The sequence below is a fragment of the Stenotrophomonas sp. CS3K5 genome (assembly GCF_059515225.1).
In genome coordinates this window covers 29,482-53,023 of record NZ_JCAKRX010000014.1, presented here as the reverse complement: position 1 = coordinate 53,023, position 23,542 = coordinate 29,482, and the positions used below count along the sequence as shown (strand labels likewise).

18 protein-coding genes are annotated in these 23,542 nt (G+C 67.3%); 11 read left to right on the top strand and 7 right to left on the bottom strand.

Going from position 1 to position 23,542, the window contains the following annotated elements:
* The first annotated feature begins 179 nt into the window (after positions 1–179).
* Entirely contained in the window at positions 180–2,765 is a 2,586-nt protein-coding gene (gene clpB / locus AC5YGJ_RS17925) for an ATP-dependent chaperone ClpB (protein WP_496187314.1), read from the top strand.
* A 73-nt stretch (positions 2,766–2,838) separates the two neighbouring features.
* Here clpB and AC5YGJ_RS17920 read toward each other — a convergent pair whose 3' ends face one another.
* From AC5YGJ_RS17920 to AC5YGJ_RS17910, 3 genes are all read right to left on the bottom strand, one after another.
* Positions 2,839–3,639 carry a MipA/OmpV family protein gene (locus AC5YGJ_RS17920; protein ID WP_496187313.1) on the bottom strand — a complete coding sequence of 267 codons (801 nt, stop codon included), beginning with the start codon at positions 3,637–3,639 and terminating at the stop codon, positions 2,839–2,841.
* Positions 3,640–3,779: 140 nt separating this feature from the next.
* On the bottom strand, positions 3,780–5,069 hold the full coding sequence (locus AC5YGJ_RS17915) for an ATP-binding protein (RefSeq protein ID WP_496187312.1): 1,290 nt from the start codon (positions 5,067–5,069) through the stop codon (positions 3,780–3,782).
* Entirely contained in the window at positions 5,066–5,803 is a 738-nt protein-coding gene (locus AC5YGJ_RS17910) for a winged helix-turn-helix domain-containing protein (protein WP_496187311.1), read from the bottom strand. The genes AC5YGJ_RS17915 and AC5YGJ_RS17910 overlap by 4 nt, the downstream gene beginning before the upstream one ends.
* A 180-nt stretch (positions 5,804–5,983) precedes the next feature.
* On the opposite strand from AC5YGJ_RS17910, the gene AC5YGJ_RS17905 reads away from it, so the two are divergent.
* Positions 5,984–7,270, top strand: a complete 1,287-nt coding sequence (locus AC5YGJ_RS17905) for an O-acetylhomoserine aminocarboxypropyltransferase/cysteine synthase family protein (protein ID WP_496187310.1) — start codon at positions 5,984–5,986, stop codon at positions 7,268–7,270.
* A 514-nt stretch (positions 7,271–7,784) separates the two neighbouring features.
* Here AC5YGJ_RS17905 and ybaL read toward each other — a convergent pair.
* Both ybaL and AC5YGJ_RS17895 read right to left on the bottom strand, forming a co-directional pair.
* Positions 7,785–9,482 (bottom strand): YbaL family putative K(+) efflux transporter, encoded by a 1,698-nt coding sequence (gene ybaL / locus AC5YGJ_RS17900; RefSeq protein WP_496187309.1) that lies wholly within the window; start codon positions 9,480–9,482, stop codon positions 7,785–7,787.
* A 167-nt stretch (positions 9,483–9,649) separates the two neighbouring features.
* On the bottom strand, positions 9,650–12,037 hold the full coding sequence (locus AC5YGJ_RS17895; protein ID WP_249843114.1) for a TonB-dependent receptor plug domain-containing protein: 2,388 nt from the start codon (positions 12,035–12,037) through the stop codon (positions 9,650–9,652).
* A gap of 337 nt (positions 12,038–12,374) precedes the next feature.
* Between AC5YGJ_RS17895 and AC5YGJ_RS17890 the strand changes: the two genes are divergently transcribed.
* The gene (locus tag AC5YGJ_RS17890; protein WP_249843115.1) at positions 12,375–14,240 is read left to right on the top strand and encodes an ABC-F family ATP-binding cassette domain-containing protein; all 1,866 of its coding nucleotides are present in this window, start codon (positions 12,375–12,377) and stop codon (positions 14,238–14,240) included.
* A 30-nt stretch (positions 14,241–14,270) separates the two neighbouring features.
* Here AC5YGJ_RS17890 and ampR read toward each other — a convergent pair whose 3' ends face one another.
* Positions 14,271–15,137 carry a LysR family transcriptional regulator AmpR gene (gene ampR, locus AC5YGJ_RS17885; RefSeq protein WP_249843116.1) on the bottom strand — a complete coding sequence of 289 codons (867 nt, stop codon included), beginning with the start codon at positions 15,135–15,137 and terminating at the stop codon, positions 14,271–14,273.
* A 174-nt stretch (positions 15,138–15,311) separates the two neighbouring features.
* On the opposite strand from ampR, the gene blaL2 reads away from it, so the two are divergent.
* The 3 genes from blaL2 (at position 15,312) to AC5YGJ_RS17870 (ending at position 18,218) form a co-directional block, all read left to right on the top strand.
* Positions 15,312–16,223 (top strand): L2 family extended-spectrum class A beta-lactamase, encoded by a 912-nt coding sequence (gene blaL2 / locus AC5YGJ_RS17880; RefSeq protein WP_496187308.1) that lies wholly within the window; start codon positions 15,312–15,314, stop codon positions 16,221–16,223.
* A gap of 85 nt (positions 16,224–16,308) precedes the next feature.
* Positions 16,309–17,523: a cation:proton antiporter gene (locus tag AC5YGJ_RS17875; RefSeq protein ID WP_249843118.1), complete on the top strand. Its 1,215-nt coding sequence runs from the start codon at positions 16,309–16,311 to the stop codon at positions 17,521–17,523.
* A gap of 53 nt (positions 17,524–17,576) precedes the next feature.
* Entirely contained in the window at positions 17,577–18,218 is a 642-nt protein-coding gene (locus AC5YGJ_RS17870; RefSeq protein ID WP_496187307.1) for a hypothetical protein, read from the top strand.
* Positions 18,219–18,351: 133 nt separating this feature from the next.
* Here the strand turns inward: AC5YGJ_RS17870 and AC5YGJ_RS17865 are convergent, their stop codons facing one another.
* A complete protein-coding gene (locus tag AC5YGJ_RS17865; protein ID WP_496187306.1) occupies positions 18,352–19,095 on the bottom strand; it encodes a DUF3011 domain-containing protein in 744 nt (247 codons plus the stop codon).
* A gap of 158 nt (positions 19,096–19,253) precedes the next feature.
* Between AC5YGJ_RS17865 and aspS the strand changes: the two genes are divergently transcribed.
* The 5 genes from aspS (at position 19,254) to AC5YGJ_RS17840 (ending at position 23,514) form a co-directional block, all read left to right on the top strand.
* A complete protein-coding gene (gene aspS, locus AC5YGJ_RS17860) occupies positions 19,254–21,005 on the top strand; it encodes an aspartate--tRNA ligase (RefSeq protein WP_496187305.1) in 1,752 nt (583 codons plus the stop codon).
* 16 nt (positions 21,006–21,021) lie between these two features.
* Positions 21,022–21,345: a DNA primase gene (locus AC5YGJ_RS17855; RefSeq protein WP_249843122.1), complete on the top strand. Its 324-nt coding sequence runs from the start codon at positions 21,022–21,024 to the stop codon at positions 21,343–21,345.
* 31 nt (positions 21,346–21,376) lie between these two features.
* Positions 21,377–21,898, top strand: coding sequence for a GNAT family N-acetyltransferase (locus tag AC5YGJ_RS17850; protein ID WP_496187304.1), 522 nt, complete (start codon positions 21,377–21,379; stop codon positions 21,896–21,898).
* Positions 21,899–21,973: 75 nt separating this feature from the next.
* Complete coding sequence (locus tag AC5YGJ_RS17845; RefSeq protein ID WP_107231776.1) at positions 21,974–22,606, top strand: esterase/lipase family protein; 633 nt, start codon at positions 21,974–21,976, stop codon at positions 22,604–22,606.
* A 176-nt stretch (positions 22,607–22,782) separates the two neighbouring features.
* Positions 22,783–23,514, top strand: a complete 732-nt coding sequence (locus tag AC5YGJ_RS17840; RefSeq protein ID WP_496187303.1) for a YebC/PmpR family DNA-binding transcriptional regulator — start codon at positions 22,783–22,785, stop codon at positions 23,512–23,514.
* Positions 23,515–23,542: the final 28 nt, after the last annotated feature.

The following is a 23,542-nucleotide window of genomic DNA, read 5'->3' as shown; positions in this document are numbered from 1 at the left end:
CCCGCCGCCCGGGCGATCTGATCGGGATCAACGCGCCGACCACACCCGTTGCGGCATGCTGGCCGCAGGCTGACTGGCCTCGGGGTGCAGTCGCAGTCACCCTTGAAACGGGGTGGGGCAACCGCATCTTTCCAGCATCGCCGGCGCGGGCCGGCCCTGATGACCGATGAGGTTTCGCAATGCGGATGGACAAGCTCACCTCGCGTTTCCAGCAGGCGCTGGCAGACGCACAGTCGCTGGCCGTGGGCCGCGACAACAGCATCATCGAACCGGCTCACCTGTTCAGCGCGCTGCTGGACCAGCAGGGCGGCAGCACGCGCCCGCTGCTGGCCCAGGCCGGCGTGAACGTGCCAGTGCTGCGCGAGCGCCTGACCGAAGCGCTGGACGCACTGCCCAAGGTCTCGGGCCAGGCAGGCAACGTCTCGATGGGCAACGACCTCGGCCGCCTGCTGAACCAGACCGACAAGCTGGCCCAGCAACACGGCGATGCCTTCATTGCCAGCGAGTGGTTCGTGCTGGCGGCGCTGGACGATGGCGGCACGCTGGGCATGGCGCTGCGCGCCGCCGGTGCCGACAAGACCCGCCTGCAGGCGGCCATCGACAAGCTGCGTGGCGGCGAGAACGTGCAGTCGGAAAATGCCGAAGAGCAGCGGCAGGCGCTGGAGAAGTACACCATCGACCTGACCGCGCGCGCAGAGAGCGGCAAGCTCGATCCGGTGATCGGCCGCGATGAAGAAATCCGTCGCACCATCCAGGTGCTGCAGCGCCGGACCAAGAACAACCCGGTGCTGATCGGCGAGCCCGGCGTGGGCAAGACCGCGATCGTCGAAGGGCTGGCCCAGCGCATCATCAACGACGAAGTGCCTGAAGGCCTGCGCGGCAAGCGCGTGCTGTCACTGGACATGGGCGCGTTGATCGCCGGTGCCAAGTTCCGTGGTGAATTCGAGGAGCGCCTGAAGGGCGTGCTCAACGACCTGGCCAAGAGCGAAGGGCAGATCATCCTGTTCATCGACGAGCTGCACACCATGGTCGGCGCCGGCAAGGCCGATGGCGCGATGGACGCCGGCAACATGCTGAAGCCGGCGCTGGCACGTGGCGAACTGCACTGCGTGGGCGCCACCACCTTGGACGAGTACCGCAAGTACATCGAGAAGGATGCCGCGCTGGAGCGCCGCTTCCAGAAGGTGTTCGTGGGCGAGCCGTCGGTGGAGGACACCATCGCGATCCTGCGTGGCCTGAAGGAAAAGTATGCGGTGCACCACGGCGTGGAGATCACCGACCCGGCGATCGTGGCCGCTGCAACGCTGTCCAATCGCTACATCACCGACCGCCAGCTGCCGGACAAGGCCATCGACCTGATGGACGAGGCCGCCTCGCGCCTGCGCATGGAGATCGACTCCAAGCCGGAGGAACTGGACCGTTTGGAACGCCGGGTGATCCAGCTGAAGATCCAGCGCGAGATGCTGAAGAAGGAAAAGGACGAAGCTTCGCGCCAGCGCCTGGCCGACCTGGAGAACGAGATCGAAGCGCTGGAGCGCGAGTTCTCCGATCTCAATGAAATCTGGAAGTCGGAGAAGGCCGCGCTGCAAGGCGCAACCAAGATCAAGGAACAGCTCGAGCAGGCCAAGCTGGAACTGGAAGCCGCGCAGCGCCGCCAGGATTTCGCGCGCATGAGCGAGATCCAGTACGGCCTGCTGCCGCAGCTGGAAAAGCAGCTGGCCGCGGCCCAGGAAGCCGAGCACAAGGACTTCAAGCTGGTGCAGGACAGGGTGACCGACGAGGAGATCGCCGAGGTCGTTTCGCGCTGGACCGGCATTCCGGTCAACAAGATGCTCGAAGGCGAGCGTGACAAGCTGCTGCGCATGGAAGAGGTGCTGCACAACCGTGTGGTCGGCCAGGAGGAAGCGATCAAGGTCGTCTCCGATGCGGTGCGCCGCTCGCGCGCCGGCCTGTCCGACCCGAATCGCCCGGCCGGCTCGTTCCTGTTCCTCGGCCCGACCGGTGTCGGCAAGACCGAGCTGTGCAAGTCGCTGGCCGAGTTCCTGTTCGACAGCGCCGACGCGATGATCCGCATCGACATGAGCGAATTCATGGAGAAGCACAGCGTCGCCCGCCTGATCGGTGCACCTCCGGGCTATGTCGGCTACGAAGAAGGTGGCTACCTGACCGAGGCCGTGCGCCGCCGCCCGTATTCGCTGATCCTGCTCGACGAAGTGGAGAAGGCGCATCCGGATGTGTTCAACATCCTGTTGCAGGTGCTGGACGATGGCCGCCTGACCGATGGCCAGGGCCGTACCGTGGACTTCCGCAACGCCGTCATCGTGATGACCTCGAACCTGGGCTCGCACCAGATCCAGGACATGAGTGCCGACGACAGCCCGGAGGCCTACACGCAGATGAAGGCGGCGGTGATGGGCGTGGTGCAGGCGCACTTCCGCCCGGAGTTCATCAACCGCCTGGACGACATCGTGGTGTTCCACCCGCTGGACAAGCAGCAGATCAAGCAGATCGCGCGCATCCAGATGCGCGGGCTGGAGAAGCGCCTGGCCGAGCGCGGGCTGAAGCTGGCGGTCTCCGACGCAGCGTTCGACCTGCTCGGCAACGTCGGCTTCGATCCGGTGTATGGCGCGCGGCCGTTGAAGCGCGCAATCCAGGCACAGCTGGAGAACCCGCTGGCGCAGCAGATCCTGTCCGGCGCCTTCGTCAACGGCGATACCATCGAAGTCGGCAACGACGGCGGCCATCTGGTGTTCGCCAAGGCGTGACCCCCAACGGAGCGCTGCCTGAGCGCAGCGCTCCGTTGTTCGCGGGCTGCGCCGGGCCATGCCCGGCGATCACTCAGAAGCGGTGCGTGTAGCCGCTCATCAGTCCGAACTGGTTCGGCTTCTGTACGATCGGGCTGTCGGCGGCGTCACCGAGCAGGCGCGTGCCTTCGGCCGCGATGTACCAGTTGCCATTGCGACCCACGCGGTGGCTCCACTTCAGGCCGACACCCGCGCTGACCAGGCCGGCCTTCGGTGTGTGTTCGGCAAAACCGGTGCGCGCGGCCTGTTCCGGACTGACCCCGTACCAGGTCTGCATGTAGCCACGGTTGCCGTAATCGGTGGAGACGCTGCCGCTGACCACGCCACCGGCCAGGTCGAACAGCGGCATCGTCAGATTCAGGTGCACCTGCTGGGTGGCCAGACCGTTCTCGGCCTTGTCCTCATCCTTGCGGGTGAACTGCCAGGAGCCGCTCAGCACGGCTTCGCCCAGCGTATAACCAGCCGAGATGCCGACCAGGGGACGGGCATCGATGTCGCCCATGCCGCGCAGGAAGTCCGAACCACCGAGCAGCGAATCCTTGTCCTTGCGGACGCCGCTGGCACCGACATAGGCGCGCACGCGGGTGTGCTCGCCGATGGACGTGCCCCAGCCGATGCCGCTGGTGCCCAGAAACCAGCCACCCGGCGAGGTGACATCGAAGGACAGCATGGGCGATGCCTGGTACTCCTTGCTGCCACTGTAGCGCGGGGTCGCACCGGCGCCGGCGGCGACTTCGAAGGTCCAGTGGTCATCCTTGGCGTGGGCGATCGGGGCGGCGAACAACGGCAGCAGGGCCAGGCAGAGCAGGGTGGGGGAACGGCGAAGCTGGGACATGGAAACTCTCGGCAATGGGAGGAAAGCAGCGCGCGCATCCGGCGCGTGCTGCAGGGTTGCCAGCGTGGCGATACGCCGGCGACCGATCCGTCCGCAGTTGTGCGGGAGTTGTAAGCAACTGTAATCGCGCCCGTGGGCGTTCAGCTGGTAGCCAGCGGCCAGTGCATTTCCAGGCGCGCGCCGCCCAGCGTTGCGCGGCCGATGCGCAGCTCGCCGCCATGGCGCTGGGCGATACGGCTGACGATGGCCAGGCCCAGCCCGAAGCCACCGGTATCGCGGCTGCGGCTGTTGTCCAGGCGGGTGAACGGGCGCATCACCTTCTCGCGATCCGCTTCGGCAATGCCGGGGCCGTCGTCGTCCACGCGCAGGCAGGCGCGTCCGCCCACCCCCACCAGCGACACCTCCATCTGCGAGCGCGCATGGCGCAGGGCATTGCCGACCAGATTGCTCAGAGCCAGCTGCAGCAGGCGTGGCTCGGCCTCCACCCGCGGCAGTGCACTGGGCTGCACGCGCAGCACCAGGCCGGCACGTTCGGCATCACGGCGCGCATCGGCCAGGCAGGCCTGCAGCCAGTCGTCGGCTTCAATCCGCTGCATCGGCTCGCCCTCGCTGGGATGCTCCAGCCGTTCGTAGGCCAGCAGTTCGCTGACCAGCCGGTTGAGTTCGGCCAGGTCGCCGTGCAGGCCCTGTGCCAGCCGTGTACGGCGTTCGCGATCGTCACTGTCCTGCATCAGGTCCAGGCCGAAGGCCACGCGCGCGATGGGTGTGCGCAGTTCGTGCGAAATGGCATGGGTGAGGTCGCGCTGGCGCTGCACCAGTTCGGCCACGCGTGCGGCCATGCGGTTGGAGTGGTCGACAATGACCCGGATCTGCGAACGCGGCGAGACCTGCGCGCGTGCCTGCAGATCGCCGGCGCCGATGCGGTCGGCATGCAGGCGCAACGCTTCGAGATCGCGCCACAGCAGGCGCACCCAGGCATACAGGCAGGCACCGACCAGCAGCAGGATGCTGAGATAGGCCGCGATGGTCATGTACGTCGTCATCTGCACCGCGCCGGGCAGGCGCAGGTGCAGCCAGCGGCCGCCGATGCCGTCGATGGGCAGCAGCACCTGCTGGTACTGATCGCGCACGATGAAGCCATCGGCCTTCACGGCCGCCTGTTCCTGCGCGTCGAGTGCGGGAGGTTTGTCGAGCAGGGACAGGGCGATGCCGTAGTAGGGCTGCCACTGCTGGAGGCGCTCACGCTGCTGCTCGGCATCCAGGCCGGCCAGGCCACTGCGCAGGGCGTACACCTGACCACGCACCTGCTCGACGAAGACGCGATCCTGCACGGGCGTGTAGAGGCCGTCCAGAAGGTGGTTGAGGAAGAATACCGACACCAGGAAGCAGGCTCCGGTCACGAACCAAAGCCACAGGAACAGCCGCTTCATTCCGACCAGGCCGCGGGATTGAACTGGTAGCCACGGCCCCACACGGTCTTGATCCGACGTGGCTCGCGTGCGTCGTCGCCGAGCTTGCGGCGCAGCTTGCCGATGCAGACGTCGACGCTGCGGTCCAGGCCATCGAAGCCGATGCCGCGCACCGCCTGCAGGATCTGGTCGCGTGACAGGATCTGGCCGGGCTGGCTGGCCAGCAGCCACAGGATCTCGAATTCGGTGGTGCCCAGCTCGACCGGTTGGCCATGCAGCTGTACTTCGCGCTGCATGCGGTCGATCAGCAGTTGCCCATGCATCAGCCGGCACGGCGTGCCTGTGTTGCTGCTGCCGTGGCGGCGGCGCAGCAGGGCGCGCAGGCGGGCCAGCAGCAGGCGCGGCTCGATCGGCTTGTGCACGTAGTCATCGGCGCCCGATTCCAGGCCCAGCACCTGCTCGATATCGTCCTCGCAGGCGGTCAGCATCAGGATCGGCACATCGGAGAAGCTGCGGATCTGCCTGCACACGTCGATGCCACCCAGGCCGGGCAGCATCAGGTCCAGCACCACCAGCTCCGGCGCCTGCTGGCGGCAGGCCGCGCCGGCCAGGTCGCCACGGGCCACGTGCTGCACCGCAAAGCCATGTTCGCCCAGGTAGTCGCTGACCAGCTCGGCCAGGCGACGGTCGTCTTCGACAAGCAGCACCGGGGTGGGCGAGCTGTGGGTGGGGATGGTCCAGGGCAATGGCTGCATGAGCAGGGCTTCCGTGCCCGGGCAGGAGCGCCCGGCGGCGCAGCCTAACAACGGCCCATGATGGCTGCCTGAATCGCGGCCAACCTGATAACCGGCGGTACGTACGTCATCGCCAGTGGCTCTCAGTGCCAGGCCGTGGCTGGCCTATGGTGGCGGTTTCCCCGGATGGAGCCTGGTGCAATGAGCGACCCGCAGTGGCAACTGGAAACCCTGGCCGTGCACGGCGGCTACCGTCCCGACCCGACCACCCGCGCGGTGGCGGTGCCGATCTACCAGACCGTGGCGTATGCGTTCGATGACACCCAGCACGGCGCCGACCTGTTCGACCTGAAGGTGCCGGGCAACATCTACACGCGCATCATGAACCCCACCACCGACGTGCTGGAGCAGCGTCTGGCTGCGCTGGAAGGCGGCATCGGCGCGTTGGCGCTGGCCTCTGGGCAGGCCGCGATCACCTACGCGATCCAGACCATCGCCGAAGCCGGTGACAACATCGTCGCCTCCAGTGCGTTGTATGGGGGCAGCCTCAACCTGCTGGCGCACACGTTGCCGCAGTACGGCATCCAGGCGCGCTTCGCTGATCCGTCCGATCCGTCCGCGTTCGCCGCGCTGATCGACGCGCGCACCAAGGCGGTGTTTGTCGAATCGATCGGCAACCCGCGCGGCAACGTCACCGACATCGCCGCAATCGCCGAGGTCGCGCATGCTGCGGGTGTGCCACTGATCGTCGACAACACCGTGGCCACGCCGTTCCTGCTGCGCCCGTTCGAGCACGGCGCCGACATCGTGGTTCATTCGTTGACCAAGTACCTGGGCGGCCACGGCAACAGCCTCGGCGGTGCGATCATCGACTCCGGCCGCTTCGACTGGACGGCACAGCCCCAGCGCTTCGCCCGCCTCAACCAGCCCGACCCCAGCTACCACGGCGTGGTCTACACCGAAGCCCTGGGCCCTGCCGCCTACATCGGCCGCGCGCGGGTGGTGCCGCTGCGCAATACCGGTGCGGCGCTCTCGCCGTTCAACGCGTTCCTGATCCTGCAGGGCATCGAGACGCTGGCGCTGCGCATGGAGCGGATCAATGCCAATGCGCTGTCGGTGGCGCAGTTCCTGAAGGCGCACGCCAAGGTGGCGTGGGTGCGTTACGCCGGGCTGGCCGATGACCCCGAGCATGCCGCCGCGCAGCGCTACCTCGGTGGTCACGGCTCGGGCGTGCTGACCTTCGGCCTGCCGGGAGGGCGCGAGGCGGGCGCACGTTTCCTGGATGCGCTGAAGCTGTTCACGCGGCTGGTGAACCTGGGGGATGCCAAATCGCTGGCCACCCATCCGGCGTCCACCACCCATCGCCAGCTGGACGCGGCCGAGCTGGCCAAGGCCGGCGTCAGCGAGGACACCGTGCGGCTGTCGATTGGCATCGAGCACATCGGTGACCTGCGTGCGGATCTGGAGCAGGCGCTGGCCGGCGCCTGATAGCCGCGCGCTTGGTGCATATCGCTACAGGCGATCACCACCGGCCACGCGATGCGCTACGGTGGAACTGCCTCTCCAAGGCGTGGCAACGTGGCGATCCAGATCCCCGGTCGATGCGGGTCGACCGGGGATTTTTTTGTTTCCGGGGTCAGATCCGTTCTCCTGTGGAGAACGGATCTGACCCCATGTGCCGACGGTCGGCATCAATCCTGGTAGATCCACGCCATGCGTGGATGGATCACCATCGGAATCGAACATTCCGACAGTTCTTCAAACAGCATCCACGCATGGCGTGGATCTACTGCAGATCGCGGGAAATTGTCGAAGGCGGGGTGGGTCCGGTTGCGGGAGTGTCCGCGGCATGGATGCCGCGGCCAAGCCCCCAGGGACGGGTTTACGGCGTCTCCCGCTACCGGACCCGCCGCGCCATCCCACGGAATGCCAGCTTTTGCTTTTGCCGTTGCCGTTGCCGTTGTTTCGGCAGGGTGCAGGGCGCAGCCCTGCCGCACCACCCTCACACCACCGGGATGCTGTGCTGCCCCAGATTCCGGTACGGCGGCGTGGACATGATCATCTCCGCCAGCGAATAGGCCAGCTCGCGCTCGGCCATCACCGTGCCATCGGCACCATGCTCCAGCAGATGCTTCACTTCGGCATCGCTGTGCGCGCGCGCCAGCAGGGTCAGGTCCGGGTTGATCGCCCGCAGCTTGGCCAGCGCCTCACCGGCCTCCAACGGCTGCGGAATCGCCAGCACCGCGATCTTGGCGCGCTCCGGATGGGCCTCGGCCAGCACCCGGTCGGCAGCGGCGCTGCCGCGGATCGCCGCCAGGCCCTTGGCGTGCGCCTGCTCGACGTGTTCCTTGTTGTCATCGATCACCAGCACCGGCACGCCGCGATCACGCAGCACCTGCGCCAGCTCGCTGCCGACCCGGCCGTAACCGATCACGATGGCATGGTCATGCAGGTCGCGCGAGGGGCCGGTCGCCTCTTCGGGCTCGGCGGCCTGGGGCGACTGCTCCTGCTTGGCCTGCCAACGGTCGAGCAGGCCGAACACCAGCGGATTGAGCATGATCGAGACCAGCGCGCCAGCGAGCACCAGCGATTGCCCTTCCTTCGGCAGGATCTGCAGCGCTACGCCAAGGCCGGCGATGATGAAGGCGAACTCACCGATCTGCGCCAGGCTGGCCGAGATGGTCAGCGCGGTGCTGGTCGGGTGGCCAAACGCACGCACGATGAAGAACGCGGCCGCCGACTTGCCGAACATGATGATCAGCACTGTGGCCAGCACCTGCCAGGGATGCTGAACGAGGATGTTGGGGTCGAACAGCATGCCGACCGAGACGAAGAACAGCACCGCGAACGCATCACGCAACGGCAGCGAATCGTGCGCGGCCTTGTGGCTCAGCTCCGATTCGTTGAGCAGCATGCCGGCGAAGAAGGCGCCCAGTGCGAAGGACACACCGAACAGCATGGCCGAACCGAACGCCACGCCCAGCGCGATCGCCAGCACCGACAGGGTGAACAGTTCGCGCGAACCGGTACCGGCGATGCGCTCAAGGATCCACGGAATGACCCGGCGGCCGACCACCAGCATCACCGCCACGAACAGGCCCAGCTGCACAAAGGTCCAGCCGATGTCGGCCAGCACGCTGCCCAGCGAATGCGATTCCTTGGCCGCATCGGGGCCGAACACGCCGGCCAGCACCGGCATCATCACCAGTGCCAGTACGCAGGCCAGGTCTTCCACGATCAGCCAGCCGACTGCGATCTTGCCGCGCATGGTTTCCAGCAGGCGCCGTTCTTCCATCGCCCGCAGCAGCACCACGGTACTGGCGGTGGCCAGCGAGAAACCGAAGATCACGCCATGCAGGGCCGGCCAGCCCATCAGCCAGGCCACGCCCCAGCCAAGCAGGGTGGCCACGGCGATCTGGCCGATGGCACCGGGAATGGCGATGGCCTTGACCGCCATCAGGTCCTTCAGCGAGAAGTGCAGGCCAACACCGAACATCAGCAGCATCACGCCCAGTTCGGCCAGCTGGTTGGCCAGTGCCTGGTCGGCGACGAAGCCGGGGGTGAACGGGCCTACGCAGATGCCAGCAACCAGGTAACCGACCAGGGGAGACAAGCGGAGCTTGTTGGCCAGCGCGCCGAAGATGAAGGCGAGCCCCAGGCCAACGGCCACGATGTTGATCAGGTCGGTGTCATGGTGCATCGGCACTCGCAGGAAATCGGGGGTGTCCCGATTTTCACCGATGAGGCCAGATACGGCAAACCTTAAATGCGAATGGGGTCAGATCCCTTTTCCCGCAGGAAAAGGGATCTGACCCCACCAGGGAGTTGCCGGCCAGCGGCCGGCACTACCGAAGCGCCGGGCCCTGCTTACCAGGTGTACTTGATGCGGCCGTACACATAGGCGCCGTTGAAGCCGAACGGCGAGTAGTTGCTGTACGGCAGCATGCCGAAGGTGGAGTTCTGCAGGTCTTCGGTGCGGTCCGGGTACTTGTCCAGCAGGTTGTCGGCGCCCACGGTCAGCGTCCAGTTGCTGCTGGGCTTATAGCTGGCCGAGGCATCCACCACCCAGGCATCGCCGTAGGTCTGGTCACGCAGCGCGGTAGCCGAGTTGCGCACGGTGAACGTGCCGTAACGGGTAGCAGCCAGGCCCAGTTCCCAGTGGTCCGAACGCCAGGTGCCGCTCAGGATCGCCTTGTCGCGCGGGTAGCTGTCCTCGATGCGGCCGATCTCATCGCGGCCGATCAGCGACTGGGTCAGGCCCAGCGTGCCGAACACCGCCGGGGTGCCGCCGACGCGGCGCACTTCGGTGTCGTTGTAGCTGTAGGCCGCAGTCAGCTCCAGGCTGCTGGCCGTGAACGGCACGGTGTAGCTGGAGACGAAGTCCACGCCCCGCGTACGCGTATCCAGGCCGTTGGTGAAGTACGAGAACGCGGTCACCTGCGGCAGGCCCAGGGTGCCCAGCAGCGCGCTGGTGGCGGCATTGGTGGTGATGCTGGACGACAGCGCGATGCGGTCATCGATGTCGATCTGGTAGGCATCGACGGTGATGTACAGGCGGTCGACCGGCTGCAGCACCAGGCCCAGGCTGTAGGAGGTGGAGGTCTCGGCCTTCAGCGGCGAGGCACCCAGTGCCTGCGCAGCCTGGCTGGTGGTGGGGAAGGTACCGCGCTCGACGAATACGCCATTGAGGAACTGGCTGGTCACTGCCTGGTAGCCCTGCTGCGCCAGCGAGGGCGCGCGGAAACCACTGGAGGCGGTGGCCCGCAGCGCGACCTTGTCGGTGAACGCATAGCGCGCCGACAGCTTGCCGGAGAAGCGGTCGCCGAAGTCCGAGTAGTCCTCGTAGCGGCCGGTGATGCCGGCCGAGAACTTCTCGGTCAGGTCCGCTTCCAGGCCGGCGTAGACCGCGTAGTTGTGGCGGTCGGCATGCACCTCATTGGTGGGGGTGAAGCCGCCGAAGCCCTGCGCGCCACTGCCGGTATACGAGTTCAGTTCGCCCGGGTTCTGGTCCCACTTCTCCTTGCGGTACTCACCACCGAAGGACAGCGTGACCGGATAAGCCAGGCCCCAGTCCAGCGACTTGGTCAGGTCAGCATTGAAGATGTCCTGCTGGTACTTCAGCGTGCCGTCGTAGAACGAGCGCGGGCTGGTCGCGCCCAGGCTGTAGTTGATGCTGTTGCGGGTGTGGAAGTCCAGGGTGTTCTCGCCGTGGTTCAGGCTCAGGTCCCAGGTCCAGCCGCTGTCGGTATTGCCCTTGACCCCGGCCACCAGCGAGCGGTCCTTGGAATACTGGTTGATTTCCGGCACGTAGCCGTCCGGGTAGGTCTGCGCCAGCAGCGCGCTCTGCCCGCTGTGGTTGCGCGAGCGGTAGAACGCGAACGAGGTGATGTCGCGGTTGCTCAGCAGCGCGCTGGCATAGCCGGTTACGTGGTCGCTGAAATCGAAGCTGGCATTGGCCGACGCCGCCGTGGCATCCACGCGCGGATCGCCGACGATGAAGGTGGTCTGGCCGATGCTGGGGAAATTGCCGGTGTTCGGCGTGGTGCCGCGGTACGGGCCGGCGCGGTTGCTTTCGTCCTGCTGGCTGATCTGGCCGGCCACGTGCACGCGGCCACGGCCGTTGCCGAACTCGACGCCGGTATCGCCCGAGAGCTGGTACTTGTTGCCGTCGCCGGCCGAGTACTGGCCGTAGTCCACTGCCAGGCTGCCGCCGCTGCCGCTGCCCTTGAGCACGATGTTGATGACGCCGGCGATGGCGTCCGAGCCGTACTGCGCCGAGGCGCCGTCGCGCAGCACTTCCACCCGCTCGATGGCGGCGATCGGGATCGCGTTGATGTCCACCGCCGAGGAACCACGGCCGATGCTGCCGTTGACGTTGATCATCGCCGAAGTGTGGCGGCGCTTGCCGTTGACCAGCACCAGCACCTGGTCCGGCGACAGGCCGCGCAGCTGCGCCGGGCGCACGCCACTGGTGCCGTCGGTCAGGGCTGGGCGCGGGAAGTTCAGCGAGGGCAGGGCGCGCGACAGTGCGGTGGCCAGTTCGCTGGTACCGGTCGACTGCAGCACTTCGGGGGTGATGATGTCGATCGGCGACTGCGATTCGGCGACCGTGCGGTCGGCCACGCGGGTGCCGGTGACGATCACCGTATCCAGGGTATTGGCAGCGGTGCCGGCCTGCTGGGCAGCGGCAACGAACGAAGAGCCACCGAGTGCGACAGCGACGGCGGCGGCGATCAGGCTGGTCTTGCGGGTCATCGGGATGGGGCTCCGGTTGGCGGGGGTGGCACCGGAATCGACATCACGGGGGTGAGGCGGACGGCGGTTGTTGCGGTGCGCAATACAGGAATTAACGGGATATTCAGTGCCTGTCAAATGCCGGTCATCGGAAAAAACGTTGCAGCAGCAACCATTTAGCCGTGGCCGGCACTGACCTGGGGAGGGGGCCCGGGACGCGCGCGGTGAGGACGTGGGAGAGAGGAACGTCGGCCGCCGCGCATCCCGGGGCGCGTCAAGTATTCGTTAACGCTAGAATTGCGTCGCAGGAACAGTGCTCACCAGCACATTCCATCCGGTTATATGGACCCCACCCCCGATGATCTCCCTTCGTAATTTCGCCTTGCGCCGCGGCGAGCGGCTGCTGTTGTCCAATGTCGACCTGACCCTGCACGCCGGTTACCGGGTGGGTGTGGTCGGCCGCAACGGTGCTGGCAAGTCCAGCCTGTTCGCGGCGGTGAAGGGCGAACTGGAGGCCGACAAGGGTGACGTCGACCTGCCCGGCAAGGTCCGTATCGCCAGCGTCGCCCAGGAAACGCCGTCACTGCCGGACCCGGCGCTGAGCTTCGTGCTGGGCGGTGACATCGAGGTGGCCGCGGTGCTGGCCGCCGAGGCCGACGCGACCGCCCGCGAGGACTGGGAGGCGGTGGCCGAAGCCCATACCAAGATGGCCGAGCTCAATGCCTACGATGCCGAAGCGCGCGCCGGCAAGCTGCTGCACGGCCTCGGCTTCCCGGCCGAGACCCACCACCGCGCGGTGTCCTCGTTCTCCGGCGGCTGGCGCGTGCGCCTGAACCTGGCCCGCGCGCTGATGATGCCCAGCGACCTGCTGCTGCTGGACGAACCGACCAACCACCTCGACCTGGACGCGGTGTACTGGCTGGAACAGTGGCTGCTGAAGTATCCGGGTACGCTGCTGCTGATCTCGCATGACCGCGAGTTCCTCGACAACGTCGCCACCCACACCCTCCATCTGCACGGTGGTGGCGCCAAGCTCTACCCGGGTGGCTACACCGATTTCGAGCGCCAGCGCGCCGAACAGCTGCGCCAGCAGCAGATCGCGCACGAGAAGGAGCAGGCCGAGCGCGCCCACCTGCAGAGCTTCATCGACCGCTTCAAGGCGCAGGCCAGCAAGGCCGCGCAGGCGCAGAGCCGCATGAAGCGCCTGGCCAAGCTGGCCGGCACCGAAGCGGTGCGCGCCGAGCGCGAGTTCCGCATCGAGTTCGCGCCGCCGGCCAAGCTGCCGTTCTCGCTGATCCGCCTGAACCACGTCGAAGCTGGCTACGGCAAGGACGCGGTGATCCTGCACAACGTCGGCTTCGGCCTGGAAGCGGGCCAGCGCATCGGCCTGCTCGGCCCGAACGGCGCCGGTAAGACCACCCTGGTGAAGACCCTGGTGGGCGAGCTGGCGCCGATCGTCGGCGAGCGCATGGCGCACCCGGACCTGAAGATCGGCTACTTCGCCCAGCACACCGTGGAGTCGCTGCACGAAGGCCAGTCGCCGATGGAGCACTTCCGTGAGATCGCCCCGGACGCACCGAACCAGTCGTTCCGCGATTTCCTGGGCAAGTGGAACTTCCCCGGCGACCGCGCATTCGAGCCGGTCGATGGTTTCTCCGGTGGCGAGCGCGCGCGCCTGGCGCTGGCGCTGATCGCCTGGCAGCAGCCGAACGTGCTGCTGCTGGACGAACCGACCAACCACCTTGACCTGGAAATGCGCGAAGCGCTGGCCGAAGCACTGGCCACCTTTGAAGGCGCGATCGTGATGGTCTCGCACGACCGCCACCTGATCGGCCTGGTCTGCGATACCTACTGGCGCGTGGCTGATGGCGTGGTCGAGCCGTTCGATGGCGACCTCGACGCCTACGCTGCATGGCTGCGTACCCGCCCGCAGGCGCAGGGCACCAAGGCGCGCATGGAGCAGGTGGAAGAGCCGGTGGTGGTCAAGACCGCGCCGGTGGCGCAGGTGGTGCAGAAAAAGCCGGTGAACCCGCACAAGCTGGCCGCCGCCGAAGCCAAGGTGGCCGAGCTGGAAGGCGCCCTGGCCGAGCTGGACCGGCAGTTGGCCGACCCGGCCAATTACGCCGATGCCACCCGCATGGCGGTGATCGGTCGTGACCGCGAAACTGCCGCTGCTCAGCTGGAAAAAGCCGAAGCGGTGTGGATGGAACTGCTGGAATCCTGACCGGTAGTGCCGGCCCGCGGCCGGCACTACCTACGCGCCCTGGGCCTGCAACCATTCGCGGAAGCGCTTGGCCGGCTCACGCTCGGTCCGCGAGCGCAGCCGAGTCAACCAGTAGCGGCCCAGCTCCAACGTGGTGCCGAATGGCTGCAGCAGACGGCCTTCGGCCAGTTCCTGCTCGAACATGCGCAACGGCAGCAGCGCTACGCCGGCACCACCGGCGGCGGCCATTGCCACCGTCAACGAGGAATCAAATACCGGCCCGCGCGCTTCCACGCCGCTGACACCCGCCGCCTGCAACCAGCGTGGCCACTCGTCACTGCGGTAGGAACGCAGCAACGGCAGCGCGCTCAGATCGCGTGGCTGCTTCAGCCGTCGCGCCAGTGCCGGTGCGCACAGTGGCGCGAACGGCGCGTCGAGGATCGCGGTGCAGGCCTGGCCCTGCCAGTCGCCATCGCCGAAGCGGATCGCCAGATCCAACCCTTCGCCGGCCAGATCGATGCGGTTGTTGTGGGTCTGCAGGCGCAGCTCGATGTCCGGGTGCGCGGCCTCGAATGCGGCCAGCCTCGGCAACAGCCAACCGGTGGCGAAGGTGCCGACCACGCCAAGGGTCAGCACCTCACGCGCCGGGCCGCCGGTGTAGCGCGCGATGCTGGCCGAGATGCGCTCGAACGATTCGTTGAGCACCGGATACAGCGCCGCGCCTTCATCGGTGAGGGCAACACCGCGCGGCAGGCGATGGAACAGGCGGATGCCGAGACGGTCCTCCAGGCCACGGATCTGATGGCTCAGTGCCGCCTGGCTGACGCACAGCTCCAGCGCGGCGCGGGTGAAATTCTGGTGGCGCGCGGCGGCCTCGAAGGCGCGCAGGGCGTTCAGCGGCAGGGTAGGGTGCAGCATGGCGCAGTCGTGAGCTGGAATGATGGCTGATCGTAACGCGACAACGGGCAATTCCGGAAAATTAAGGGGTTGGATGCGACAGGCATGAATTCAATTAATGTCTGGCGCTGATTTTTTGCGCTGGTCGTCCCCGGAGGGGGCGCCAATAATCGATCGGTCCCCAGGAGAACCCCTATGCTCGCCCGCCGCCGATTCCTGCAGTTCAGTGGTGCCGCCGTTGCTTCCTCGCTCGCCCTGCCGTTGCTGGCACGCGCGGCGGCCGCGACGACTACCGCCACCCCGGCCGATGCCGCCATCAGTGCCGCCACTGATTTCGCCGCGCTGGAAAAGGCCTGCGCCGGCCGTCTGGGGGTGACCCTGCTCGATACCGCCAGCGGCCGCCGCGTCGGCCATCGCCAGGATGAGCGCTTCCCGATGTGCAGCACCTTCAAGAGCATGCTGGCCGCCACCGTGCTCAGCCAGGCCGAGCGCGCCCCCGCGCTGCTCGACCGGCGCGTGCCAGTGCGCGAGGCCGACCTGCTCTCGCACGCACCGGTCACCCGGCGCCACGCCGGCAAGGACATGACCGTGCGCGATCTGTGCCGGGCCACGATCATCACCAGCGACAACACCGCCGCCAATCTGCTGTTCGGCGTGGTCGGCGGCCCGCCGGCGGTCACTGCGTTCCTGCGTGCCAGCGGCGATACGGTCAGCCGCAGCGATCGGCTGGAGCCGGAAATGAACCGCTTCGCCGAAGGCGATCCGCGCGACACCACTACGCCGGCGGCGATGGCCGGTTCGCTGCAGCGTGTGGTGTTGGGGCAGGTGCTGCAACCGGCATCACGGCAACAGCTGGCCGACTGGCTGATCGACAATGAAACCGGCGATGCGTGCCTGCGCGCCGGCCTGGGCAAACGCTGGCGGGTGGGTGACAAGACCGGCAGCAATGGCGAAGACGCGCGCAACGATATCGCCGTGCTGTGGCCGCGTGCCGGTGGTGCGCCCTGGGTGCTGACCGCGTATCTGCGCGCCGGTCAGATCAGCTACGAGCAGCAGGCCGCGGTACTGGCGCAGGTGGGGCGCATCGCCGATCGGCTGATCAGGTGAGGTAACCGGGAGCCATTCATCGGCGGCTTGCCGGATCGGTCATGGACGCGCATCCTGCGCGCGTTCCAACCCCACGGAAGACCCCATGAGCCATGAACTGATCTACCTGCTGCTGATCTTCGCGCTGCTTGTGATCCCACGCGCATTGCAGCGTTTCAGCCTGCCTGCCCCGTTGACCTGCCTGTTGTTCGGCATCATCGGCATGCTCTGGCTGGGTGATCAGGCCCATGATGCGGTGATCGGACTACTGGCCACGCTGGGCATTTCCTCGCTGTTCCTGTTCGCCGGCCTGGAAGTGGACCTGCAGGCGCTGCGCCGGGGCATGTGGCCGCTGCTGGCGCATCTGGTGATCCGCAGTGCAACGTTGTTCGGCGTGGGCTGGCTGGCCTGGCGCTACGCCGGATTGCCCTGGCAGGCCGCCGGCCTGCTGGCCCTGGCGCTGCTGACCCCCTCCACCGGTTTCATCATGGATTCGCTGTCGCGGCTGGGCTTGAGCGAGGACGAGCGGTTCTGGGTCACCAGCAAGGCCATCGCCGGCGAGCTGCTGGCGCTGGCGGCCTTGTTCGTCGTGCTGCAGGCCGGCGATCCGGGCCACATGGCGCTGTCCAGCCTGGCCCTGCTGGCGATGATGATCGGCTTGCCGCTGCTGTTCATCGCGTTGGGCCGCTGGGTGGCGCCGCACGCGCCTGGTTCGGAGTTCTCGCTGCTGGTGATGGTGGGCATGGTGGCGGCCTACATCACCTACCTGCTGGGCGTGTATTACCTGGTCGGTGCGTTCATCGCCGGGCTGGTCGCGCGCCTGCTGCACCAGCGCATGCCGCTGCTGGCCTCGCACGAGAACCTGCATGCGCTGCGCCTGTTCGCCTCGTTCTTCGTGCCGTTCTATTTCTTCAATGCCGGCACCAAGGTGCCCAGCGAAGCGCTCAGCTTCGAGGCGCTGGGGCTGGGCATCGTGATCACCCTGGTGGTGCTGCCGCTGCGCATCGGTGTGGTCTGGCTGCAGCGCCGGGTGATGTTCGGCGAAAGCTTCCGCAGCAGCCTGCGGGTGTCGCTGGCGCTGGCGCCAACGCTGATCTTCACCCTGGTGCTGGCGGCGATCATGCGTGAGCGTTTCCAGATTCCGGCGGTGCTGTTCGGCGCGCTGCTGCTGTATGCCGCGCTGACCACACTGCTGCCGTCGCTGGTGTTCCGCACCCCGTTCGATGTCGATCCGGTGGAACAGGAGCCGGCGGGCGAGGGCGGGAGTGCGCCGGTAGCGGCCACCGAAGCATTGCCGGCAGCGCCGTCTGCCGACCGTTGATCGGGGCAGGGGCACGGTTTGCGCCCATCGGTCATGGCCGTTAGGGTTGGTGCATGAGACTCAATGCCGTTGCCTCCGCCGCCGTCCTCCTGCTCAGCCTTGCGGCCTGTTCGCAGCCTGCCGAGACGGTCACCCATGATCTGGCCACCGCGCCTGCCGATGCCTTCCTGGCGGCGATCGCCGCCCACTGCGGGCAGGCCTATGAAGGCAAGGTGGTGCAGGACACGCCCGCGCCGACCGGCAAGGATCCCTTCGCCGGCCAGCGCCTGGTCATGCACGTGCGCGGCTGCGCAGACCCGGCCCACGAGCTGCGCATCCCCTTCCATGTGGGCGATGACCACTCGCGGACCTGGGTGCTGACCCGCACCCCGGCCGGGCTGCGGCTGAAGCACGACCATCGCCATCAGGATGGCAGCGCCGACGCGATCACCCTGTATGGCGGCGACAGCACGCCACCGGGGACCGCCGGGCGCCAGCAGTTCCCGGCCGATGCCGATTCGGTGGCGATGTTCCGCAGGGCCGACATGCTGGCCTCGACCCACAACACCTGGGCGATGGAGATCGATCCGGACCAGACCTTCGTCTACGAGCTGACCCGTCCGGACGGCCGCCGTTTCCGTGTGCAGTTCGACCTGGCCAAGCCGGTCGACCTGCCGCCCCCGCCCTGGGGCGACGAGAAGATCCCCGCTCAATGAATTCACGCCGGGCGTGGGCGGGGCGTCTGTACGGGTAGCGCCGGGCCATGCCCGGCGGCCGTTGGTCAAACGCTGTGCTCGCCGGGCATGGCCCGGCGCTACCGATGGGAGGGGCGCACCCGCGCCCATTCCCTCAGCGCACGCCGAAGCGCGCGCGGCAACCGTTGCTCACCCACACCTGGCCGCGTGAATAGCCCCAGCTGCGGCCTTCCTGACAGGCGCTGCCGGACAGCTGCTGCTGCAGTACCGGGCGGCCCTGGCGCTCATCCCAGTCGCAGTTCTGCGTGCGGTTGTTGTTGCTGCTGCAGGTGATCGAGTAATTGCTGTTGCCACCGCCCCAGCCGCCACCACCGCCGCCCCAGCCGCGGGCTTCGGTGAACTCGGCGCGGCAACCATTGCTGACCCAGACCGCGCCGTTGCGCACGCCCCAGGTGCGGCCCTCGTCGCAGGGGCTGCCGGAAAGCTGGCGCACCAGGCGCGCATTGCGCCAGCCGACCGGGCAGCTGCGCTCGCGGTTGTTCTGGCTCTCGCAGCGGATCGTCTGGCCCGAACCGCCGTTGTTGCCACCCCAGCCGCCGCCGTTGCCACCGCCCCAGCCGCCACGGGCCTCGACGAACTCGGCCCGGCAGCCATTGGTGACCCAGATGCTGCCGTTGCGGCTGCCCCAGGTGCGGCCTTCCTCGCAGGCCGAGCCGGACAGCTGGCGGACCAGCTGCGCATTGCGCCAGCCGGTGCTGCAGACCCGTTCGCGGTTGCTCTGGCTCTCGCAGCGGACCACGCCGTTCTGGGCGTGTGCGGCGGGCGCGGGCAGGGCGGCGCTGGCAAGGCAGCCCAGGCTGAGGGTCACGGCCAGGCTGGCCAGGGATGGCAGGTTCATGGCAAATCCCCATACGGTAGGTGGTGGGCGACTATAAGGACCAGACGGATAAAGCCGGTGTGACTGAGCACATTTGCCCCGGCCGGGGCCTCGGCCGCAGAATACGGGGCTTTCCGGTCCCCTTCGGTGCCGGCGTTCTCCAGCGGAGCTTTCCCCCCATGCGTACCCACTTCTGCGGCCTGGTCGACGAGACCCTGATTGGCCAGACTGTCACCCTCGCCGGCTGGACCGACGTGGCCCGTAACCAGGGCGGCGTCTGCTTCATCGATCTTCGCGATCATGAAGGCATCGTGCAGGTGACGGTGGAGGTGGACAACGCCGAGGTGTTCGCCGTGGCGGCCTCGCTGGGTTATGAGGACGTGCTGCAGGTGGAAGGCGTGGTGCGTGCGCGCCACGCGGTGAACGACAAGATCGCCACCGGCAAGGTGGAAGTGATCGCCACCGCCATTACCGTGCTGAACAAGGCCGCGCCGCTGCCGTTCCACGCCCATGAGAACCCGGGCGAAGACACCCGCCTGAAGTACCGCTACCTGGACCTGCGCCGCCCGGAAATGCAGCGCATGCAGCGCACCCGCATCAAGCTGGTGCAGGCTCTGCGCCGCCACCTCGATGCGCGCGGCTTCCAGGACATCGAAACCCCGATCCTGACCAAGGCCACCCCGGAAGGCGCCCGCGACTTCCTGGTGCCGGCACGCATGCACCCGGGCGAGTTCTACGCCCTGCCGCAGAGCCCGCAGCTGTTCAAGCAGATCCTGATGGTGGCCGGCTTCGACCGCTACTACCAGATCGCGCGCTGCTTCCGCGACGAAGCCCTGCGTGCCGACCGCCAGCTGGAATTCACCCAGCTGGACATGGAATTCGCCTTCGTGCGCGAGCGCGACGTGCAGGATTTCGTCGAGGACATGATCCGCGCCATCTTCAAGGAAGTGGTGGACGTGCAGCTGGCGGCCAGCTTCCCGCGCATGACCTGGGCCGAGGCCATGCGCCGTTACGGTTCGGACAAGCCGGACCTGCGCATCGCGCTGGAGCTGGTGGACGTGGCTGAACTGGTCAAGGACAGCGAGTTCCCGGTGTTCACCGGCCCGGCCAATGATGCCGAGGGCCGTGTGGCCGCGCTGCGCATTCCGGGCGGCGCAACGCTGTCGCGCAAGCAGATCGACGAGTACGCCGCGCATGCCGCCAAGTACGGCGCCAAGGGCCTGGCCTACATCAAGATCGGCGACAACGGCGAAGTCAGCTCGCCGATCCAGAAGTTCTTCAGTGAAGCGGGTTTCGCTGCGCTGGTGGCCCATGTCGGCGCCGGCAACGGTGACATCGTGTTCTTCGGCGCCGGTGGCTACAACAAGGTCTCCGACTTCATGGGCGCGCTGCGCCTGAAGGCCGGCAAGGACTTCGGCCTGGTCGCCGACGGCTGGGCACCGCTGTGGGTTACCGACTTCCCGATGTTCGAGTGGGACGAGGAAGAACAGCGCTACGTCGCCCTGCATCACCCCTTCACCGCGCCGGCCGTGGACGATATCGCCGACCTGCGCGCCAACGCCCGTACCGCCGTCTCGCGCGGTTACGACATGGTGCTCAACGGCAATGAAATCGGCGGCGGCTCGATCCGTATCCACCGCCCGGACATGCAGAGCGCGGTGTTCGAACTGCTCGGCATCGGCGCCGAAGAAGCCCGCGCCAAGTTCGGCTTCCTGCTCGACGCGCTGAACTACGGCGCGCCACCGCACGGTGGCATCGCCTTCGGCATCGACCGCATCGCCGCGCTGATGGCCGGCACCGAGTCGATCCGCGACGTCATCCCGTTCCCGAAGACCACCGGTGCACAGGATCTGATGACCGACGCGCCGTCGCCGATCGTCGACACGCAGCTGGCCGAAGTGCACATCCAGGTTCGCCCCAAGACCAACTGATCAGGAGATCCAGGCAATGACCGAGTTTGCGTTTTCGCTGGAGTGGGAAAAGCTGGGCAATGAAGGCTCCGAGGCCACCCTGGTCACCGAGCGTGCACGTGTGTTCGGGGGTTGGCTGGTCCGTGTCGGAACCAACCCGGCGGCGATGGCCCTGACCTTCGTCGCCGACGGCGAAGGCCGCTGGGACGGTGAAGACTTCGGCGTCGAGGATTACGAGGACGACGAAGAGGAAGAGTACGACGAGGACGAGGAAGGCGAGGAAGAAGAGGACGAGGACGAAGAGGAATACGAGGAAGAGGACGAGGAAGACGAAGCAGCGGAATCGCCGGAAAAGGCTTGACCCGCCCTGCGAGCTGACGTCAACTTCCTGCATGTATTCGATCCGCCTCGCCACCGTGGACGACGCGCCGACCCTGTCGGCGCTGGCCGCGCGCACGTTCACTGAAACGTTCGGCCATCTGTATCCGCCGCAGGACCTGCAGGCCTTCCTTGAGGAGGCCTACACGGTCGAGCGCCAGCGCACGATCCTGGCCCACCCCGATTACGCGGTGTGGCTGCTGGAACTGGACGGGGAGGCGGTCGGCCATGCCGCCGCCGGCCCCTGCGGGCTGCCGCATCCGGAAGTGAAACCCGGTGATGGCGAGCTCAAGCGCCTGTACCTGATCAAGACCCAGCAGAGCTGTGGCTGGGGCAGCCGCCTGCTGGAAACCGCACTGGCCTGGCTGGAACACGACGGCCCGCGCACGCTTTGGCTGGGCGTGTGGTCGGAGAACTTCGGCGCGCAGCGCTTCTATGCCCGCTATGGTTTCGAGAAGGCCGGCGAATACCTGTTCCCGGTCGGTGACACCCACGACCTTGAGTTCATCCTGCGCCGCGCACCGCGCGCGTCCTGACGTTCACCGCCGCTTGCCACCCACGCGTGTCCAATCGTCCTACGTTCCTGCCCCGCTGACTGCCAGGCTGTCTGCATGACTCCCCCCGTACTGCTGCTGCATGGCATCTGGAACGCCCGCGCGTGGGTCGGGCCGCTGGCCTGGCGTCTGCGCGCGCGCGGCTTCCAGGTGCACACCTTCGGTTATTCCTCGGTGTTCGGAGGGCCGGAGGTGGCCGTGCCGCAGTTGCTGGAGCGGCTGGCCGACGCCGGCCCGTTGTCGCTGGTGGGGCACAGCCTGGGCGGTCTGCTGGCGCTGGAAGCCCTGCGCCGCACCCCGCAGCTGCCGGTGCAGCGCGTGGTCTGCCTGGGCTCGCCGCTGCGTGGCAGTGGCACCGCACGCTCGCTGTCCGAGCACGGCTGGGGCCTGGCGCTGGGGCGCAGCAGCGAACTGCTGCTCGATGGCCTGCCGGACTGGAAGGGCAGGGCCGAGGTCGGGCTGATCGCCGGCTCGGTGCCGCATGGGCTGGGCAGCCTGCTGGGCGCCATCGACGATGCCTCAGATGGCACCGTGGCGCTGGCCGAGACCCGCCTGCCGGGGCTGGCCGACCATTGCGTGGTGCGTACCAGCCACAGCGGCCTGGTGGTATCGCCCGATGCCGCGCGGCAGACCGCGCATTTCCTGCGCCACGGCCAGTTCGACCACAGCCGCGACGCCGCCGCCGCATAGGGGCAGGGGGGGGGGGGGCGCGCTGTAGAGCCGAGCCCATGCTCGGCTGCATTCCGTCGGGCCCATTGAGCCGAGCATTGGCTCGGCTCTAGAACAATACGGGCCTAGACACGGTTGCCGCCCCCGATCAGGTAGAATCCGCGCCTTGATCCTGAAGCAGCCAGACGGTAGCACCCATGGGTAGAGGCCCCTCCATCGAAGCCCGCAAGAACGCGTCCGACGCGAAGCGTGGCAAGATTTTCACCAAGATCATCCGCGAGATCGGCGTGGCCGCGCGCGGCGGTGGAGGCGACCCCAACAACAACCCGCGCCTGCGCGTGGCGATGGACAAGGGCCTGGCCGTGAACATGTCCAAAGACGTGATCGAGCGCGCCATCAAGAAGGCCACTGGTGAACTGGAAGGCGTCGATTACGAGGAAATCCGCTACGAGGGCTACGCCCCCGGTGGCGTGGCCGTGATCGTCGACTGCCTCACCGACAACCGCGTGCGCACCGTGGCCGATGTCCGTCACGCGTTCAGCAAGTGCGGCGGCAACATGGGCACCGAAGGTTCGGTGGCTTTCATGTTCAAGCGCCTGGGCGTGCTCAGCTTCGCCCCGGGTGCCGACGAAGATGCCATCACCGAGGCGGCCATCGAGGCCGGCGCCGACGACATCGTGGTCTATCCGGACGACGGCTCGATCGATGTGGTCACCAGTCCTGACGCGTTCAACACGGTCAAGGACGCGATCACCGCCGCCGGGCACGTTGCCGACCACGCCGAGATCACCTTCCGCGCGGACAACGACATCAAGGTTGAAGGCGAGGTTGCCCAGCAGGTGAAGAAGCTGCTGGACATGCTCGAAGACCTGGACGACGTGCAGGACGTGTATTCCAACGCCGAACTCGGCGCCGACGCCTACGCCTGAGCCGTCACCGACGGCCTGGGCGCGGGCC